Source organism: Vibrio sp. bablab_jr001, from assembly GCF_016464285.1.
Classification (GTDB): Bacteria; Pseudomonadota; Gammaproteobacteria; order Enterobacterales; family Vibrionaceae; genus Vibrio; species Vibrio fluvialis.
Genome location: NZ_JACDWZ010000092.1, coordinates 606,100 through 623,339 on the forward strand (window position 1 = coordinate 606,100; position 17,240 = coordinate 623,339).

General features: G+C 49.2%; 14 protein-coding genes. 1 reads left to right on the top strand and 13 read right to left on the bottom strand.

All coding sequences use genetic code 11. From position 1 onward, the window contains the following. Nucleotides 1-19 precede the first annotated feature (19 nt). From JIG40_RS16450 to guaB, 4 genes are all read right to left on the bottom strand, one after another. Nucleotides 20-613, bottom strand: a complete 594-nt coding sequence (locus tag JIG40_RS16450) for a GPR1/FUN34/YaaH family transporter (protein WP_020328148.1) — start codon at nt 611-613, stop codon at nt 20-22. Between the two features lie 224 nt (nt 614-837). Then, nucleotides 838-2,508 (bottom strand): chitinase, encoded by a 1,671-nt coding sequence (locus tag JIG40_RS16455; RefSeq protein ID WP_199465663.1) that lies wholly within the window; start codon nt 2,506-2,508, stop codon nt 838-840. 243 nt (nt 2,509-2,751) lie between these two features. Next, nucleotides 2,752-4,305 (bottom strand): glutamine-hydrolyzing GMP synthase, encoded by a 1,554-nt coding sequence (gene guaA, locus JIG40_RS16460; RefSeq protein ID WP_020328150.1) that lies wholly within the window; start codon nt 4,303-4,305, stop codon nt 2,752-2,754. Nucleotides 4,306-4,431: 126 nt separating this feature from the next. Further along, nucleotides 4,432-5,895, bottom strand: coding sequence for an IMP dehydrogenase (gene guaB / locus JIG40_RS16465; protein WP_020328151.1), 1,464 nt, complete (start codon nt 5,893-5,895; stop codon nt 4,432-4,434). A 214-nt stretch (nt 5,896-6,109) separates the two neighbouring features. Here guaB and xseA point away from each other — a divergent pair, with 214 nt between their 5' ends. Further along, nucleotides 6,110-7,447 carry an exodeoxyribonuclease VII large subunit gene (gene xseA, locus JIG40_RS16470; protein WP_199465737.1) on the top strand — a complete coding sequence of 446 codons (1,338 nt, stop codon included), beginning with the start codon at nt 6,110-6,112 and terminating at the stop codon, nt 7,445-7,447. Here xseA and JIG40_RS16475 read toward each other — a convergent pair whose 3' ends face one another. The 9 genes from JIG40_RS16475 to JIG40_RS16515 form a co-directional block, all read right to left on the bottom strand. Further along, nucleotides 7,448-7,666 (bottom strand): zinc ribbon domain-containing protein, encoded by a 219-nt coding sequence (locus JIG40_RS16475; RefSeq protein ID WP_158146804.1) that lies wholly within the window; start codon nt 7,664-7,666, stop codon nt 7,448-7,450. Between the two features lie 302 nt (nt 7,667-7,968). Then, nucleotides 7,969-8,853, bottom strand: a complete 885-nt coding sequence (locus JIG40_RS16480) for an alanyl-tRNA editing protein (protein WP_199465664.1) — start codon at nt 8,851-8,853, stop codon at nt 7,969-7,971. A 74-nt stretch (nt 8,854-8,927) separates the two neighbouring features. Further along, nucleotides 8,928-10,415: a ribosome biogenesis GTPase Der gene (gene der, locus JIG40_RS16485; RefSeq protein ID WP_020328155.1), complete on the bottom strand. Its 1,488-nt coding sequence runs from the start codon at nt 10,413-10,415 to the stop codon at nt 8,928-8,930. Between the two features lie 205 nt (nt 10,416-10,620). Further along, the gene (bamB, locus tag JIG40_RS16490) at nt 10,621-11,778 is read right to left on the bottom strand and encodes an outer membrane protein assembly factor BamB (protein ID WP_199465665.1); all 1,158 of its coding nucleotides are present in this window, start codon (nt 11,776-11,778) and stop codon (nt 10,621-10,623) included. 12 nt (nt 11,779-11,790) lie between these two features. Next, nucleotides 11,791-12,405, bottom strand: coding sequence for a YfgM family protein (locus tag JIG40_RS16495; RefSeq protein ID WP_199465666.1), 615 nt, complete (start codon nt 12,403-12,405; stop codon nt 11,791-11,793). Between the two features lie 38 nt (nt 12,406-12,443). Next, nucleotides 12,444-13,712, bottom strand: a complete 1,269-nt coding sequence (gene hisS, locus JIG40_RS16500; protein ID WP_020429908.1) for a histidine--tRNA ligase — start codon at nt 13,710-13,712, stop codon at nt 12,444-12,446. Nucleotides 13,713-13,737: 25 nt separating this feature from the next. After that, a complete protein-coding gene (gene ispG, locus JIG40_RS16505; RefSeq protein WP_020429906.1) occupies nt 13,738-14,856 on the bottom strand; it encodes a flavodoxin-dependent (E)-4-hydroxy-3-methylbut-2-enyl-diphosphate synthase in 1,119 nt (372 codons plus the stop codon). An 8-nt stretch (nt 14,857-14,864) separates the two neighbouring features. Next, the gene (locus tag JIG40_RS16510) at nt 14,865-15,773 is read right to left on the bottom strand and encodes a RodZ domain-containing protein (protein WP_199465667.1); all 909 of its coding nucleotides are present in this window, start codon (nt 15,771-15,773) and stop codon (nt 14,865-14,867) included. 317 nt (nt 15,774-16,090) lie between these two features. Then, nucleotides 16,091-17,212 (bottom strand): bifunctional tRNA (adenosine(37)-C2)-methyltransferase TrmG/ribosomal RNA large subunit methyltransferase RlmN, encoded by a 1,122-nt coding sequence (locus JIG40_RS16515; protein ID WP_199465668.1) that lies wholly within the window; start codon nt 17,210-17,212, stop codon nt 16,091-16,093. Nucleotides 17,213-17,240 lie beyond the last annotated feature (28 nt).

Genomic DNA, 17,240 nt, shown 5'->3' on the forward strand with positions numbered 1-17,240 from the left:
TTCTTTGCGATGCGTTAAATTACGCAGCGATTTCCTGTGCAGCAGGAACGGCTTTTTTCTTCTCGCCGATTGGCAGAATAACGCGACCGTATTCGTTGTTCAGAACTTGAGCCATTGCGAAGTACACTGCGCTCGCGCCACAGAAGATACCTTCGAAACCAGCAATCATGCCAATGAACTCGCTACCAGTGAAGTCACGGATAGCCAGCAGAGCGAACAGGATAGTCAGAGAACCGAATACCACCTGTTTTGCTACTGGGTAGCACAGCGAACCGATGAACATGAAGCCTGTGAAGATGCCCCACAACGCAAGGTACCAACCCATGAATGGAGCCGGGCTAGCAGGCAGACCCATTTTTGGCATCACGATCAGACCAACCAGAGTCAGCCAAAACAGACCGTAAGAAGTGAACGCTGTCGTACCGAAAGTATCACCACGTTTAAAGCACATGATGCCTACAATCACTTGGCTCAGACCACCGTAGAAAATACCCATAGCAAGAATCATCGAATCAAGCGGGAAGAAACCTGCGTTGTGGATATTCAGCAGAATTGTCGTCATACCGAAACCCATTAGACCGAGTGGTGCTGGGTTGGCTAATTTAGTAGACATTCAAGTTACCTTAAAATTAAAAAATGTTGATAAAAAATACGCGCGGATTTTAATAACCCCTATACAAAAAGATAGAACTCAAAAATGAAAACTTAGTTCTCACAAATAACACAAAAACAATTACTCATGATAGATAACGCCAATCAACTGATAAATAATAACTTTTAAAAAACAAAAAAAGGCCTCTCGTTGCAGAAAGGCCATTGAAGAAAGAAAAATATTTTTTACTGGCAGGAAATTTCGTCCCAGAACCAGTTGGATTGCACTGGCGTTTCCCACACTCCCGGGCCGTTTTTCGCAATGAAGCAGCGCCCGTTGTAAGTCACTTTATCGCCGTTAGCGACCTGAGAGACTCCCGGTTGCCACTCGAGAAAACTGCCTGTATCAGGTACAGGATCCGGAGTGGGTTGTGGCTCGGGAGTTGGTGCAGGTTCCGGCGTTGGTTCTGGCGTCGGTTGTGTTCCACTGACTAATAACCAAGGCCCGCCATTGGCGGGATCGTCGCCTTGAGTCCACCATTTTGCTTCATAAGTTGCCCCATTCCACACCACTTGATCACCAGCGTTATAAACCGCATTTTTATCCCACACATTGCTGCCCGGATCGGTTCCCGGGTCAGAAGGTTCAAGTTTCTCAACCACACGTACCTGAGGCCAGTTGGCGTGTGAACCATAGAAGTTGGTAACACATTTCTCGTAATCGCCTTCAACCAACGCGGAATAAGCGGTCTGAAAGCCCACCAGTTCACACTCAAACGAATAACCGCCAGGGCGATCCGGATAGTACTTCCAGTTGCCATCCCAGTTGGTATACAGCACATCAGTCGCGCCGTTAAGGTTGAGGCTGCCATACGGCGTTTGTTGCCAGCAGGTGTTTTTCTCATCAGGTTGCTGTGGAATTTGATAATGTTCGGCGAGCCCTTCCCAGTAGCGAATACGATTGACGGGCTGGCCTTTGTCTTTATTCTGCTCACCACATTCAATCCCCCCATTGATCACATTGATTGTGGTGCCAAAACCGTAGCCGATACCCGCATCAATTTCTCGTTGCGATGGCACCCAGGTACGATCAATCACGTGCAACATCGCAGGTTTAGGGGCCTGAGGCGTGAGGAAAAACCAGATAGCCGACGCCAGGTTCAGCCACGAATCAGCCACCAGCCCCGGGTTATTCAACAGAACCGTCGCATCGCCATCAAACATGGCTTCGGAGAAAGCGCCATAGTTGAAGTGATAAGAGAGCTGCTTCGCGCCACGGCCAAAATAGCCCTGTCCGGCGGCACATGGCCAACGGGCATTTTGCCAGTCGTTCTGTCCGCATCCGGTGGTATAGCCCTCCTGCCCCTCTGACCAGCCCATTTCACGCACATGCACCAACGCCTGCTGCCACTCTTCCAGTGCCAGCGGGTTATCCGATACATTATCTTTGGCGATATGGCCTCCGGTTTCTTGAGAGAAATGGGCGAACGCCGTCACAATCGACTTCTTACAGATGGCGTCAGCATCACGTCCATCTGTGTAGTCTCCACAAAAGGCAGGAAACTTACCAATCGCGCGCAGAAAACGTGTGTAGGTATATTCCGGTGCCGCCATATGTGTCAGATAATCCCATTCACTTTGCGGAAACACGCGCTCAACCCGTTGTACGTTACCCGGGTTACTCGCCAAACCGGGTTCAATAGCTTCAACTACGCTATTGGGCTGAGTCTGTAAAGCTTTGGCCCAAATGGCGTACATCGGGTTTGCCGTTTTAGCTTGCTCTGCGGCGTTCAACTCTACCCGCGACACTAAGTAGCCATTGGGGTTATTGGGATCGGGATCTATCGTCATTGACGCCTGACCACAGGCTGTAAAAAGACACCCTGCGATCAGGGTCAGTTTGCTTGGCGTTAACATGTTACGCTTCCTTCCAGATTGCACATCACTGGCGAGAGCGTAAGTACCCGCAGTGGGATTGAATAGCAGAAGTCGGTCAGAAAATGTGGTTTTGCGAGTCACTTCGTCAACCAAACGATGCGTTACTGATGCTTGGCAAATTAACTGCTAACTGCGCTAAAAAGTTCGGCTTTAGATAGATGTAAAAAAGCCCCGGAATACATCCGGGGCTTTTTATTCAGTTGGCTTGCTATCGCACAGGGATTATTCCCACTCGATAGTTGCTGGCGGCTTACCAGAAATATCGTAAACCACGCGAGAAATGCCGTTCACTTCGTTGATGATGCGGTTAGACACTTTACCCAAGAAATCGTAAGGCAGGTGTGCCCAATGCGCAGTCATGAAGTCGATGGTTTCTACTGCACGCAGAGAAACAACCCAATCGTACTTACGGCCATCGCCCATTACGCCCACAGAGCGTACTGGCAGGAATACAGTGAATGCTTGAGACACTTTGTCGTACAGGTCGGCAGCGTGAAGCTCTTCAATGAAGATAGCGTCTGCGCGACGTAGCAGGTCACAGTATTCTTTCTTGATTTCACCAAGAACACGAACGCCCAGACCAGGACCCGGGAATGGGTGACGGTAAAGCATGTTGTACGGCAGACCGAGCTCTAGGCCAATCTTACGGACTTCGTCTTTAAACAGCTCGCGCAGTGGCTCAACCAGACCCATTTCCATGTCTTCTGGCAGACCGCCCACGTTGTGATGCGATTTAATCACGTGCGCTTTACCGGTTTTCGATGCTGCAGACTCAATAACGTCTGGGTAAATCGTACCCTGAGCCAGCCATTTCGCGTTTTTCAGCTTCTTCGATTCTTCATCGAATACATCGACGAAGACGTGGCCGATAGTTTTACGTTTATCTTCTGGATCAGACTTGCCTTTCAGCGCATCAAGGAAGCGATCTTCTGCGTCAACTTTGATGATGTTCAGACCGAATTTATCGCCGAACATGTCCATCACTTGCTGACCTTCATTCAGGCGTAGCAGACCGTTATCAACGAACACACAAGTCAGCTTGTCACCGATTGCACGGTGAACCAGCATAGCTACAACTGAAGAGTCCACACCGCCAGATAGGCCAAGGATCACTTCATCGTCGCCTACTTGCTCTTTAATACGAGCGACTGCATCTTCGATGATCGATTCCGACGTCCAAAGACGCTCACAACCACAAACGCCAAGAACGAAGTTCTCCAGCATCTCTTTACCGTGTTTGGTGTGAGTAACTTCTGGGTGGAACTGTACGCCGAAGTATTTCTTCTCTTCGTTCGCCATCGCAGCATAAGGACAAGTGTCCGTCTCACCGACTTTCACGAAGTCTGCTGGAATCTCAACCACTTTGTCACCGTGGCTCATCCAAACATCTTGTAGTGCGTCTAGATCTTTGAACAGAGATGATTCACCAGAAACTTTAACCTGCGCATAACCGAATTCGCGCTCGTCTGAACCCGCAACTTTACCGCCCAGTTGTTCCGCCATGGTTTGCATGCCGTAACATACGCCCAGTACTGGTACGCCAGAGTCAAAAACGTATTGTGGTGCACGAGGTGAGTTCAGTTCAGTGACGCTTTCAGGGCCACCAGACAAGATGATGCCATCTGGATTGAATTCACGAATATCCGCTTCTTCGACATCCCAGCTCCACAGTTCACAGTAAACACCGATTTCACGTACACGGCGTGCTACCAGCTGAGTGTACTGAGAACCGAAGTCCAGGATCAGAATACGTTGGTCATGAATGTTTTTAGTCATTTTGAGCAGTCTTATAAGCTAGGTTATTAAAACGGAGGCGAGTGTACTCGCCTCTTATTAATGCTTCAAGGAAAAAGCAAACGTTTACGTTGTTTTCTCGTCAGAGAAAAATCGACGTAACGTTGATTAACCCAAACGATAGTTTGGTGCTTCTTTCGTGATTTGAACGTCGTGTACGTGAGACTCTGCCATACCAGCGCCAGAGATACGTACAAATTCTGCTTTAGTACGCATATCTTCAATCGTCGCTGAACCGGTCAGACCCATGCTTGAACGTAAACCACCCATCTGTTGATGAACGATCTCTTTCAGACGACCTTTATATGCGATACGGCCTTCGATACCTTCAGGAACCAACTTGTCCGCTGCGTTATCAGATTGGAAGTAGCGATCAGAAGAACCTTGAGACATCGCGCCCAGAGAACCCATACCACGGTATGCTTTGTACGAACGACCGTTGTACAGAATCACTTCGCCTGGTGCTTCTTCAGTACCCGCAAACATTGAGCCAACCATCACGCAAGATGCACCTGCGGCAATCGCTTTACAAATATCGCCAGAGAAACGGATACCGCCGTCAGCAATCACTGGAATACCGTATTGATTCGCTACTTCAGCAGCATCAGAAATCGCGGTAATTTGCGGTACACCAACACCAGTCACGATGCGAGTCGTACAGATAGAGCCAGGGCCGATACCCACTTTAACAGCACTGACACCCGCTTCGATCAGTGCTTTAGCACCTGCGCCAGTTGCGACGTTGCCGCCGATGATATCGAGATCTGGGTACGCTGCGCGTGTTTCGCGAATACGGTTTAGTACACCTTCAGAGTGACCGTGTGAAGAGTCAATAAGTAGAACGTCAACACCAGCTTCAACCAGAGCAGCAACACGCGCTTCGTTACCTGCGCCAGCACCAACCGCAGCACCTACACGTAGGCGGCCACGCGCATCTTTACATGCATTTGGTTTACGTTCAGCTTTGTGGAAGTCTTTCGCAGTGATCATACCGGTCAGTTGGAACTCATCATTCACAACCAGTACTTTCTCAACACGCGCTTCGTGCATTTTTTCTTGAACTTCAGCGCGAGTTGCGCCTTCTTTTACCTCAGCCAGACGCTCTTTCGGAGTCATCACTGCTGAAACTTTCTTAGATAGGTCTGTTACAAAACGAACATCACGACCAGTGATGATACCCACCAGTTCGTTGCTTTCCGTTACCACTGGGAAGCCAGCAAAGCCATGCTTTTCAGTCAGGGCAATCACATCAGCAATGGTTGCATCCGGGCTAACAGTGACAGGGTCGGTAACTACGCCAGCTTCGAATTTCTTCACCTGACGAACTTCGGCAGCTTGCTGCTCGATAGACATGTTCTTGTGGATAAAGCCAATGCCACCTTCCTGAGCCAGAGCGATAGCCAGACGGGCTTCCGTCACGGTATCCATCGACGCAGAGATCATTGGGATGTTCAGTTGGATGTTTTTCGTCAGCTGAGTGCGAAGATCAGCAGTATTTGGGAGAACGGTGGAGTGTGCTGGCACCAGTAGGACGTCATCGAATGTCAGCGCTTCTTTGGCAATTCTTAGCATTTGCAATATCTCACAATATAAGGAGTAAAAAGAACAATCCAAGCCTCATCGTTTCGCATAATGAGTGCAGGCGTGCTGCATTTGGATTAGATATTGCGGACGGATTATACGCCCAGAGCAATCGCTTGACCACTCATTTTTTTATTTTTTATTTGCAATTACCCCCTTGATATGTATTATATTGCCGCTAATTTCCATACTCACGTCTGAGCAAATTAGCGAGCCTTCTTTGACCAATCCAAACATCTATACCGTTTCCCGTCTCAATGCTGAAGTCCGGTTATTACTGGAAAATGAAATGGGCATTGTGTGGCTGCTTGGTGAGATCTCAAACTTCTCCGCTCCTGTCTCTGGTCACTGGTACCTGACCCTCAAAGATTCCCGCGCACAAGTTAAATGTGCGATGTTCAAAGGCAGTAACCGTTTGGTTCGCTTTAAGCCGCAAAATGGTCAGCAAGTGTTGGTTAAAGCGCGTTTATCGCTGTATGAGCCGCGTGGTGATTACCAAATCATCATTGAAAGCATGCAGCCAGAGGGAGATGGTCGCCTGCAGCAGGAATTTGATCAGCTGAAGATGCAACTGGCCGCAGAAGGTCTGTTTGCCCAGACGTTGAAAAAGCCGCTACCAGAGCATCCACGTTGCGTCGGCATTATTACCTCTAAAACCGGCGCTGCCCTGCACGATATTCTGCAGGTACTCAAACGCCGCGATCCCAGCTTACCAATCATTATTTATCCGACTCTGGTTCAGGGTGAAGACGCCGCGATTCAGATCGCCCAAGCGATTGGACGCGCCAACGCACGTGAAGAGTGTGATGTGTTGATCGTCGGCCGCGGCGGAGGTTCTTTAGAAGATCTGTGGTGCTTTAACCATGAGATTGTCGCGCGCACTATTGCAGCCAGTCAGATCCCGATAATCAGTGCCGTCGGGCACGAAATCGATGTTACAATTGCCGACTTTGTGGCTGATGTACGCGCACCGACGCCTTCAGCGGCGGCTGAACTCGTCAGCCGTGACAACAGTCATAAAAAGCAGGCGTTTAAGGGCTATGAGCACAAACTCGCCAGTGCGATGCGCCACTATTTCGCCGAGCAAAAAGTCAGCCTCAAGCAACTGCAATACCGTTTAGATAAACAGCACCCCATGTATCGCCTGCAGCGCCAGCAGCAACAACTCGATGAGCTGAGCATGCGCCTGGAGCGCGCGGTACAGAAACAGCTCAATGGCACTCGCCAGCATCTGGCTAAGCAGCAACATCGCCTGCAACTGCTGTCTCCAGAGAAGACGTTGCGTGAACAACGATATACATTAGCTCTGCGCGAGCGTAATCTGATCGACGCGATGCAGCGTCAGTTGGTGATGTCCCAACATCGTTTTACCCGCCTTATCGACAAACTCGATACGGTAAGTCCACTGGCCACCCTTTCTCGAGGTTATTCGATCACTCAAACCGCACAAGGTAAGATTGTTCGACAAGCGACGGATGTGAAAACGGGCGATCAACTGATCACCCGTTTAGCAGATGGCGACGTTCACTCGACCGTAAATTGATTACTGCTTTTCAAATTCAAAGCGCACACGCGATTTGGATTTCAGTTCATTGCAACTGTTACAAAAATAATTAGCCGCGCCGCATGCCTGCAGCTTTTCCAACTTTGCACCACAATCCGGACAATAGCCGATTTTCTTGTAGTGATCTTCGCAATGGGTACAGTGATACTGGCCATCCCATTCCAGCTCTTGTTGACAGGCCGGACATAGATTACTCATAACGTCTCTCCATTAATGCGCTCAGTTCATGGTCTGTGATCTGCCCATCTCTTGCTTTGATCTTTATCACAGCGAGTTCATTCCAGTCTGCTTTATGGTTTCGGTGCTGCTATCATTTTCTTAGAATGATCAAGACCGGATCATCTGCTTTATACATCCTGTTCAGCGATCTACCCTCAAAAGAACATTTATATAACCACACACCGAAAGCATAAGTTACATATCCTGTTTTTGGATTTTAAACAGATTTAAAATCCAAATTTACATTAAAAAACCCAAACGCAAAGAGTTTAATAAAAGGATCATTCTTCCGATAACGGGGTTACTTGAGTGTGCATTTCAATGTGTTGCTCATCGACCACTTTGAGCATAACTGTGATGCTTTGGTAATCAGCTAAACTCGTTGCATGCGTTCCGCCACAAGGGATACGCGCGACCGCTCCCTCCTGTAAATCACACTCCCAGTAACGGGAATCCGTCAAAGCGTCAGCCTCTCTAGAGAGGGTAATGTCTGCTCTTAATTGAAGCCAATGCCTTAACTGAAGGTTCACCTGCTCTTCAATCTTCGACAGGTCTTTCAGCATATCCTCACTGTTTAAACCCCTTTTACGGAGTGTTTTACCAAGTCGGTAGGTATCAACACAGCGATCTTCTGCCACGAAACTGGTGACCTGAGCATAGCTATTAAAATCACAGTGGCCGTGCGGGTCTTTACGATCCGCATCCTTGCGCCAATAACCGCCTGCCAAGACTTTATTCAGGGCCAGATACGCCAAATGCCCTGCACTGTGACCACGGCTGAGACTTTGTTGGTAAGTCTGATTCACCGCCAACGTTACCGTTTCGCCAAGTAGCACTGCGGTCGAATCAGCCTCAATAACATGAACCACCACAAAGACCCATCCAGGCGCATCACGTTTAACAGGGATCTGCTGCCCAACCTCTAAGCGGCCGGTTTCCAACTCAATAGCACCGACCTGGCAATCTAGCACCTCAAATTCCCCCTTGGAGGAGGTCAACGTTCCTTTATCTGCCGGATGATCGGGCCAAATATGGCTGACCGGATGAAATGGCGTGCTGTGTGTGACCACACACAATGTATTGTTTAGCGGCTGAACCCGCTGTACCTGACTGGAGAGCGTCCATACGGACTGAGTGAAAGTGACGATCGTTGGCGTGTAACACATAAACAATTCTCAAACAGAGTGAATTTCGTGGGCACAGAATAGCAAAAAGCCCGGGCTAAACCCGGGCTTTGTTGTTATTTTCTGCGATCTTTTACCATGCTCATCAGGCGTTTACGCTTACGTTCCTGAGACAGTGTCATCTTATTGGTTTTACCCTCAAATGGGTTTTCACTGTTCTGGAACTGAATACGAATCGGCGTACCCATGATGTCTAATGACTTACGGTAGTAGTTCATCAGATAACGTTTGTAAGAATCCGGCAGTTCATTCACCTGGTTACCGTGAATCACGATAATTGGCGGGTTGTAACCACCAGCGTGCGCGTATTTCAGCTTCACGCGGCGACCACGTACCAATGGTGGCTGGTGATCGTCCGTCGCCATTTTCATGATACGAGTCAGTACCGAGGTGCCCACACGTGTTGTTGCAGAGCGGTAAGCTTCCTGAACCGATTCGAACAAGTGACCAACACCCGTACCGTGCAATGCTGAGATAAAGTGAATACGGGCGAAGTCGACAAAGCCCAAACGACGGTCCAGCTCTTTCTTCACTCGCTCTTTAACGTCTGTATCCAGACCATCCCACTTGTTTACCGCAATCACGATTGAACGGCCCGCATTCAGAGCAAAGCCCAGCAGGCTCAGATCCTGATCGGAGATGTTTTCACGTGCATCGACAACCAGCAGCACCACGTTCGCATCTTCAACGGCTTTCAGGGTTTTAACCACGGAGAACTTTTCAACGGTTTCGTTGATACGCTTACGACGACGAACACCTGCCGTGTCAATCAGCACGTATTCACGCTCATCACGCTTCATCGGAATGTAGATAGAGTCACGCGTGGTTCCCGGCATATCGTAAACCACCACACGCTCTTCACCCAGAATACGGTTAGTCAGCGTCGATTTACCTACGTTCGGGCGACCGATAATCGCCAGCTTGATCGGTTGATCCTGCAGACGCTTGTACGCTTCTTCCGCTTCTTCTTCGGTGTAATCGAGCTTCTCTTCTTCTTCAGAATCGATGAAGTCGGTCAGGTCTTCCAGTGCCGCTTCTTCCTGCTGCATTTGTTCTGCAAGCGGATTCAGAGCTCGGTCAATCAGAGCACCGACACCACGGCCATGAGCAGCGGCGATCTGGAACATTTGATCAACGCCAAGCTGCCAGAATTCTGCACTTGCCGCTTCAGCGTCGATACCATCGACTTTATTCACGACCAGAATGGCATTCTTCTCGATACGGCGTAGGTGGTCAGCGATCGCTTCATCCGCAACCGTCAGGCCAGCGCGGCCATCCACCATAAACAGCACCACATCTGCTTCATCAATCGCCGCCAGCGATTGTGCAGCCATTTTGGTTTCCACACCTTCTTCACTGCCATCAATACCGCCGGTATCAATAACGATAAACTGATGTTCGCCAAGTTTTGCTTGGCCATATTTGCGGTCGCGGGTCAAACCAGGGAAGTCCGCTACCAGTGCATCTCGTGTGCGGGTGAGTCGGTTAAATAGCGTCGATTTACCTACGTTAGGACGCCCAACAAGAGCAACTACAGGTATCATAACAACCTCTACAATGATTCTTTTCTTATGTAGTTATAGGTAAACACTCTTTCACAAGCGCTAAATTTTTACCTATAACCACAAAGGTTCTCTAAAATAATTTCGCAGTTTGGCGGGCGATCCTGCCACTTCCAAGTACGAAAAGTATAAAACGGCTCCTAACCGTTGCCAGCTAGGAGCCGTTTGTGAATTGTATCACGAAATATTACTTGATCGTCAGTTTCTTTATATCGCCATCACGGCTGATAACCAGGTAACCATTGTCCAGCACGAGTGGGCTTACCGCGAAACCGCTGTCGTTCACCATTTGCTGCGCAACGAATTCGCCTGTACTACGGTCAATCCAGTGCAGGTAACCTTCGCTGTCACCCACGACAACAAAACCATTGATCAATACCGGAGCCGTAAGCAGACGGTGTTGCAGCTGATCATTACTCCACAGTTTAGTACCACTGCGCGCATCCACCGCAACAACGTGATCTTTATCGGTCACGACGAACAGTCGGCCGCCATCGCTGGCCAGATCCGTTGATGATGAATAGTTACGTTTCCACATCGGGTTCCCGGAACGCAGGTCAATCGCAATCAGCTGACCATTAAAGCCCACGGTGTACAGCGTAGAACCGATAATCAATGGAGAGGAATCCACATCCACCAGACGATCAATCTCTGTCGCGCCTTTTGGCTGACCAACAGGTTGTTGCCAGATTAGCTGACCACGTTCAGAAATGGCGGCCGCTAAGCGCCCGGCTGACGTACCCCAGAAAACACCACCCGATGTTGCAACAGGGCGGCTGTCGCCACGCAACGTCAGATTCGGTACTTCAGTACTGATAGTCCATTTCTGCTCACCCGTTTGCTCATCGAGCGCCACCAGCGCACCGCGACTGGTGTTCACGATAATCTGGTTTTGATCCGCGGTCGGCGCGGCCAAGACTTCACCTTCAACGTTAACACGCCAAGTTTCTTCACCGGTTTCTGCGTTTAGTGCGATGACTTCACCATTTTCGCTACCGATGTAGATTTGACCGTAAGCTGAAGCAATACCGCCAGACAAACGCGCAGGAGTATCTTTTTCCAGATTCGTTTTCCAGATGACTTTGCCGTTCGCCGGATCGAGTGCTTTGACTTCGCCATCGCGACTGGCGACAAAGATTTTGTCGTAAGCGTATTCCGGAGACAGTTTCGAGAAGTAGTGCCCCACGCCGTCACCGACAGAAGCACTCCACTCTGAACTAGGGGTAAATTCACTTTTCACCACAGGCACTGGTGCCATGATGACGTTTTCTTCTTCACCCGCACAGCCAGCCAGCAATCCCAGAACTGCGGCAGACAGGAGCACTTTGTTGAACATCTTTTTCATCAAGGTGTGCCCTTATTTGGCCAGATCATCCAGTTTCATCTGTAGCGTCTGACTTGCATCATCCGCCTGCTGCGCTTCGGTGTAAGCAGCATAAGCCGCCGCTTTATCACCTTTACGCAGAGAAATATCACCACGCAGCTCCGCGACACGGCCAGTCCAGCTTTGCTCTTCAATGTTCGCCAACTCACTCAGCGCAGCATCAAAGTTGCCTTGTTCTGCTTGCAGACGCGCAACACGATAGGTAATCACAGGTTTCAGCGCTGCATCACCCGTGGCGTTTTTCGCCCACTCTAACTGAGCCAGAGCTTCATCGAGATTACCCGCTTGAACTTGCGCTTTGGCCAGTTGCATAGCCGCCAGTACGGCGTACTCAGATTTATTATTGCTGTCGATAAAGCTTTGTACGTCCGCTTCTCCGTCAACGCCTTTGGTTGCCAGAGTTTGAATCGCTTTGGTGTAACTTGCAGAAGCAGCCTCTTGCGCTGACGTCACAGAATCTTGATAAAAACGCCAGCCAAACAAACCACCCAAGCCGATCACTGCGCCAAAGATTACGGCTTTGCCATTCTCTTTCCACCAATCTTTGATCGCTTCAACTTGTTGTTCTTCAGTATCGTAGAGTTCCACTTCCTGTCCTCTTAGTATGAAATCTCAAAAATTAGCGTTTAGACGAGATGAGCCAGTTTGCCCGCAATCTCGGTTTGAGAAATCGTTTCTTGTTCACCGCCAGCTAGGTCTTTCAGAACTACAGTCTTCTCTGCTACTTCGTTTTCACCCAGTACCAGAGCCACTGCCGCGCCGACTTTGTCTGCACGTTTAAATTGTTTCTTAAAGTTGCCGCCGCCAAAATGCGTCATCACGCGCAGTCCAGGAACTTGTTCGCGTAGCTCTTCAACCAGTTTCATTCCAGCCGTCAGCGTACCTTCACCGGCAGTCACCATGTACACATCAACGTTACGACGCACGTCTGTGTTACCCAAGGTTTCCATCATCAGTACCAGACGCTCAAGGCCCATCGCAAAGCCAACCGCTGGGGTTGCTTTACCGCCCAGTTGTTCAACCAGACCATCATAACGGCCGCCGCCACACACGGTCCCTTGTGAACCCAGGCTTTCAGTCATCCACTCAAATACCGTACGGTTGTAGTAGTCAAGACCACGTACCAAACGCTCATTTACCGTGTATTCGATACCTGCAGCGTCTAAAAGTTCACATAGACCTGCGAAGTGTGCTTTAGATTCTTCACCTAAGTACTCAGAAAGACGCGGTGCATCACCTAAAATAGCCTGAATGTCAGGGTTCTTCGTATCAAGAACACGCAGTGGGTTAGTGTGCATGCGGCGCTTACAATCTTCGTCTAGCACATCGATATGTTGCTCAAGGAAGGCAACCAGTGCTGTGCGGTAGTCTGCACGATCTTCTTGAGAACCGATTGAGTTCAGCTCAAGACGAACGTGCTTGTCGATGCCTAATTCACGCCACAGACGTGCAGTCATCATGATAAGCTCGGCGTCAACGTCTGGGCCATTTAGACCAAACACTTCGACACCACATTGGTGGAATTGACGGTAACGACCTTTCTGCGGACGCTCATGGCGGAACATAGGCCCCATGTACCACAGACGCTGTTCATCACGGTTGATCAGGCTGTTTTGAATACATGAACGTACACAACCCGCAGTACCTTCAGGGCGAAGCGTCAGACTGTCGCCATTACGGTCTTCAAAGGTGTACATTTCTTTTGAAACGACGTCTGTCTCTTCACCAACAGCGCGGCTGAATAGGTTTGTTTCTTCAACGATTGGCATGCGCACTTCGTTATAACCGTACGCGCTGATTACGTTTTTCACGATGCCTTCCACTTTTTGCCAAAGCGGAGACTGAGTTGGGAGGCAGTCGTTCATGCCTCGAATTGCTTGAATAGTCTTTGCCACAGTACTTACCGTAATATCGTTGAGATTAATCTTGTTGCTTGATGTCGATGCGATTTTTCACATCCAACTGAGCGGCTTTAGCGCGAATTTTTGCTTCCAGCTGATCGACGAGGTCATCGTTGTCAAAACGCTCTTTCTGGCGCACACCATCTTCGTAGAATGCGCTCTTCTTGTTACTGCCAGCCAGGCCAAGATGCGACACTTCCGCTTCACCTGGCCCGTTCACCACACAACCGATGATGGAGACGTCCATCGGCGTCAACACGTCTTCTAGACGCTGTTCAAGCGCGTTAACAGTACCAATCACATCAAACTCCTGACGTGAGCAGCTTGGGCAGGCGATAAAGTTGATACCGCGCGAACGAATGCGTAGCGACTTCAGAATGTCAAAACCGACTTTGATCTCTTCAACCGGGTTGGCCGCCAGAGAGATTCGCAGCGTGTCACCAATCCCTTCCGCCAATAACATGCCGAGACCGACCGCAGACTTGACAGAACCAGCGCGAGCTCCGCCCGCTTCGGTAATCCCGAGATGCAAAGGCTGATCAATCTGTTTCGCCAGCAAACGGTATGAATCCACCGCGAGGAACACATCGGAGGCTTTAACGCTAACTTTAAACTGATCGAAATTGAGTCGATCCAGAATATCGACATGGCGCATTGCCGATTCCACCAGTGCAGCCGGGGTCGGTTCGCCATATTTCATCTGAATGTCTTTTTCCAGCGAGCCACCGTTTACGCCAATGCGAATCGGAATGCCTTTGTCGCGTGCACAATCGACCACGGAGCGAATTCGGCTTTCATTGCCGATGTTGCCCGGGTTAATCCGCAGACAGTCAACGCCATATTCCGCCACTTTCAGCGCAATACGGTAGTCAAAATGAATATCCGCGACCAGAGGAACAGACACCTGCTGTTTGATCAGCTTAAACGCTTCTGCGGCATCCATCGTCGGAACCGAGACACGTACAATGTCGGCACCCACATTTTCCAACGCTTTGATTTGCGCCACAGTTGCTTCCACATCCGTAGTGCGAGTGTTGGTCATGGATTGAACGGCGATGGGCGCACCATCGCCAATTGGCACGTCACCCACATAAATACGTGTCGATGGGCGACGTTTGATAGGAGACTCGTGTTGCATAGTATTGTCTAAGGTAAGGTGAATCTTGCTACTTTGCCGGAAGTATACCCAGAAAGGTCGATAGGTTCACTCGCAAATGTGACTGAAACGCCTTCCGGAGCCCCAAGAATCACTTGCAGAGGCTTCTGACCGCGTAAATTAAGTGTCTCACCCGCTTTTTTGATGCCGGTAGACAGAGTTTTGCCAGTGGCGTCTTTCACCTGAACCCAACAGTCTGAACTGAAGTTCATGGTCAGCAGGTCACCAGAGGTTGCTTCAGCAGTTGGCGCTGCTGGAGTGGTTTGTGGTTCAACAACCGCTTCTTCTTGAGCTGGCGCGGGATCTTCCATCGCCATTTCGTCGCCCGTTGGCTCATCACTAGGCTGTGCGTCTGATTGCGCTTCTGCCTGTGTAGGCTCAATGGTATTGAACTCAGGTTGCACTTCTTGTGTCGCAGGCGCAGCAGCTTGATCTGCGACCGCAGATACCGCTTCCGCACTCTGGTCCGGCTTAAGCGTATCTTGTTCGTTGTTCTGCCACCACCACAGTGATGACATTCCAATGATGACCAGCAGAATGATCCAGGTTATGGTCATGATGCGGCTGTCATGCTTCTCACGCTTGGTTTTCTTAGAAAAACTCTGCATGGTCTGCTCTTGAGGTTCAGGCGTCACACTCTCTTCAAATGCATCCAACACCAGATGTTCCGCAAGGCCCACCGCTTTTGCGTACGAACGCAAATAACCGCGGGTAAAGGTGGCGACTAAATCGGAGTCGAAATTATTTTCTTCGATATTCTGAATGATGGTAACGCGCAGTCTCAGACGATCAGCCACTTGCTTCTGCGTTAACCCTAACGCTTCGCGTTTTTCTTTAAGAAGGGTACCTGGTTGTACTTTTGGAGTGCTTTCTGTGATGTTGTCTTGTTCTGTATTCATCCGCGATATCAATCTCGTGTTTTTGTGTCCAAGTCTGTTTCCACTCGCTTTTATTTTTGATTGTTAGTAGCGAATTCGTTACCGACTTAAACATAAGGAATGTGGTAGCGTCAATTTTATCAGCAAATCAAATCGACTTTGATAACAGAGAATCATTCTAATAGATATTAGGCAGTAAACAACATGGATTTGGGAAAGAAATTACAGACACGTCAAGGTTTTTCGTTAAATTGACATTGAAAATGACCCGAAACCTTAAAAAAACCGCCAAATGAATAAAGCCAGAGTCAACTCTGGCTTTATGAAAAATATTTTAATTACAGTGTCTTAACAGGAATCGCATTCTCAGCAACTTGTTTCATTTTAGTCCGTTTGGTACGGTCGATAACATCGCCGACCAACTGACCACACGCCGCATCGATATCGTCGCCACGTGTCTTACGAATAGTCACAGTGTGATCATATTGCATCAGCGTTTTCTGGAAACGGTCGATACGTGAGTTACTTGGCTTTTTATATGGCGAACCTGGGTACGGGTTGAACGGAATCAGGTTGATCTTACACGGCGTGTCTTTCATCAACTGAGCCAGTTCGTGAGCGTGTTCTGTGCCATCGTTAACGTGGTCCAGCAGAACATATTCCACGGTCACTTTGCCACGGTTGGCATTCGATGAAGCAATGTAACGACGCACAGATGCCAGGAAGTCCTGGATATCCCAACGGTCGTTGATTGGCATGATTTCACTGCGCAGTTTGTCGTTTGGCGCATGCAGAGAAATCGCCAGCGCAACGTCGATCTGACCCGTCATCTGATCCAGACCAGATACCACCCCTGAAGTCGACACCGTTACACGACGTTTAGACAGGCCAAAACCAAGATCATCCAGCATAATTTCCAGCGCCGGAATCAGGTTTTTCATATTCAGCAAAGGCTCACCCATGCCCATCATCACCACGTTGGTGATTGGACGACGTCCGGTCTCTTTTTCCAGACCAATTTCGCGAGCAGCACGCCACACCTGACCAATGATTTCGGATACGCGCAGGTTGCGGTTAAAGCCTTGCTGAGCGGTTGAGCAGAATTTACATTCCAGCGCACAACCGACCTGAGAAGATACACACAAAGTAGCACGGTCATCTTCAGGAATGTAGACGGTTTCTACGTCCTGATCACCCACACGCATCGCCCACTTGATGGTACCGTCAGTAGAATGCTGCGCTTCAGAAACGTATGGTGCGCGAATTTCACAGCGTTCTTTCAGATGTTCACGCAGTTTCTTGTTGATGTTGGTCATCTTGTCGAAATCATCACAACCAAAGTGATAGATCCACTTCATGATTTGATCCGCGCGGAACGCTTTCTCACCCAGTTCTTCAGCGAAAAATGCGCGCAAGCCTTTGCGATCAAAATCGAGCAGATTGACTTTTTCTGTGGTCATGTGGCCTCTCAGAGATGGAACAAGAATT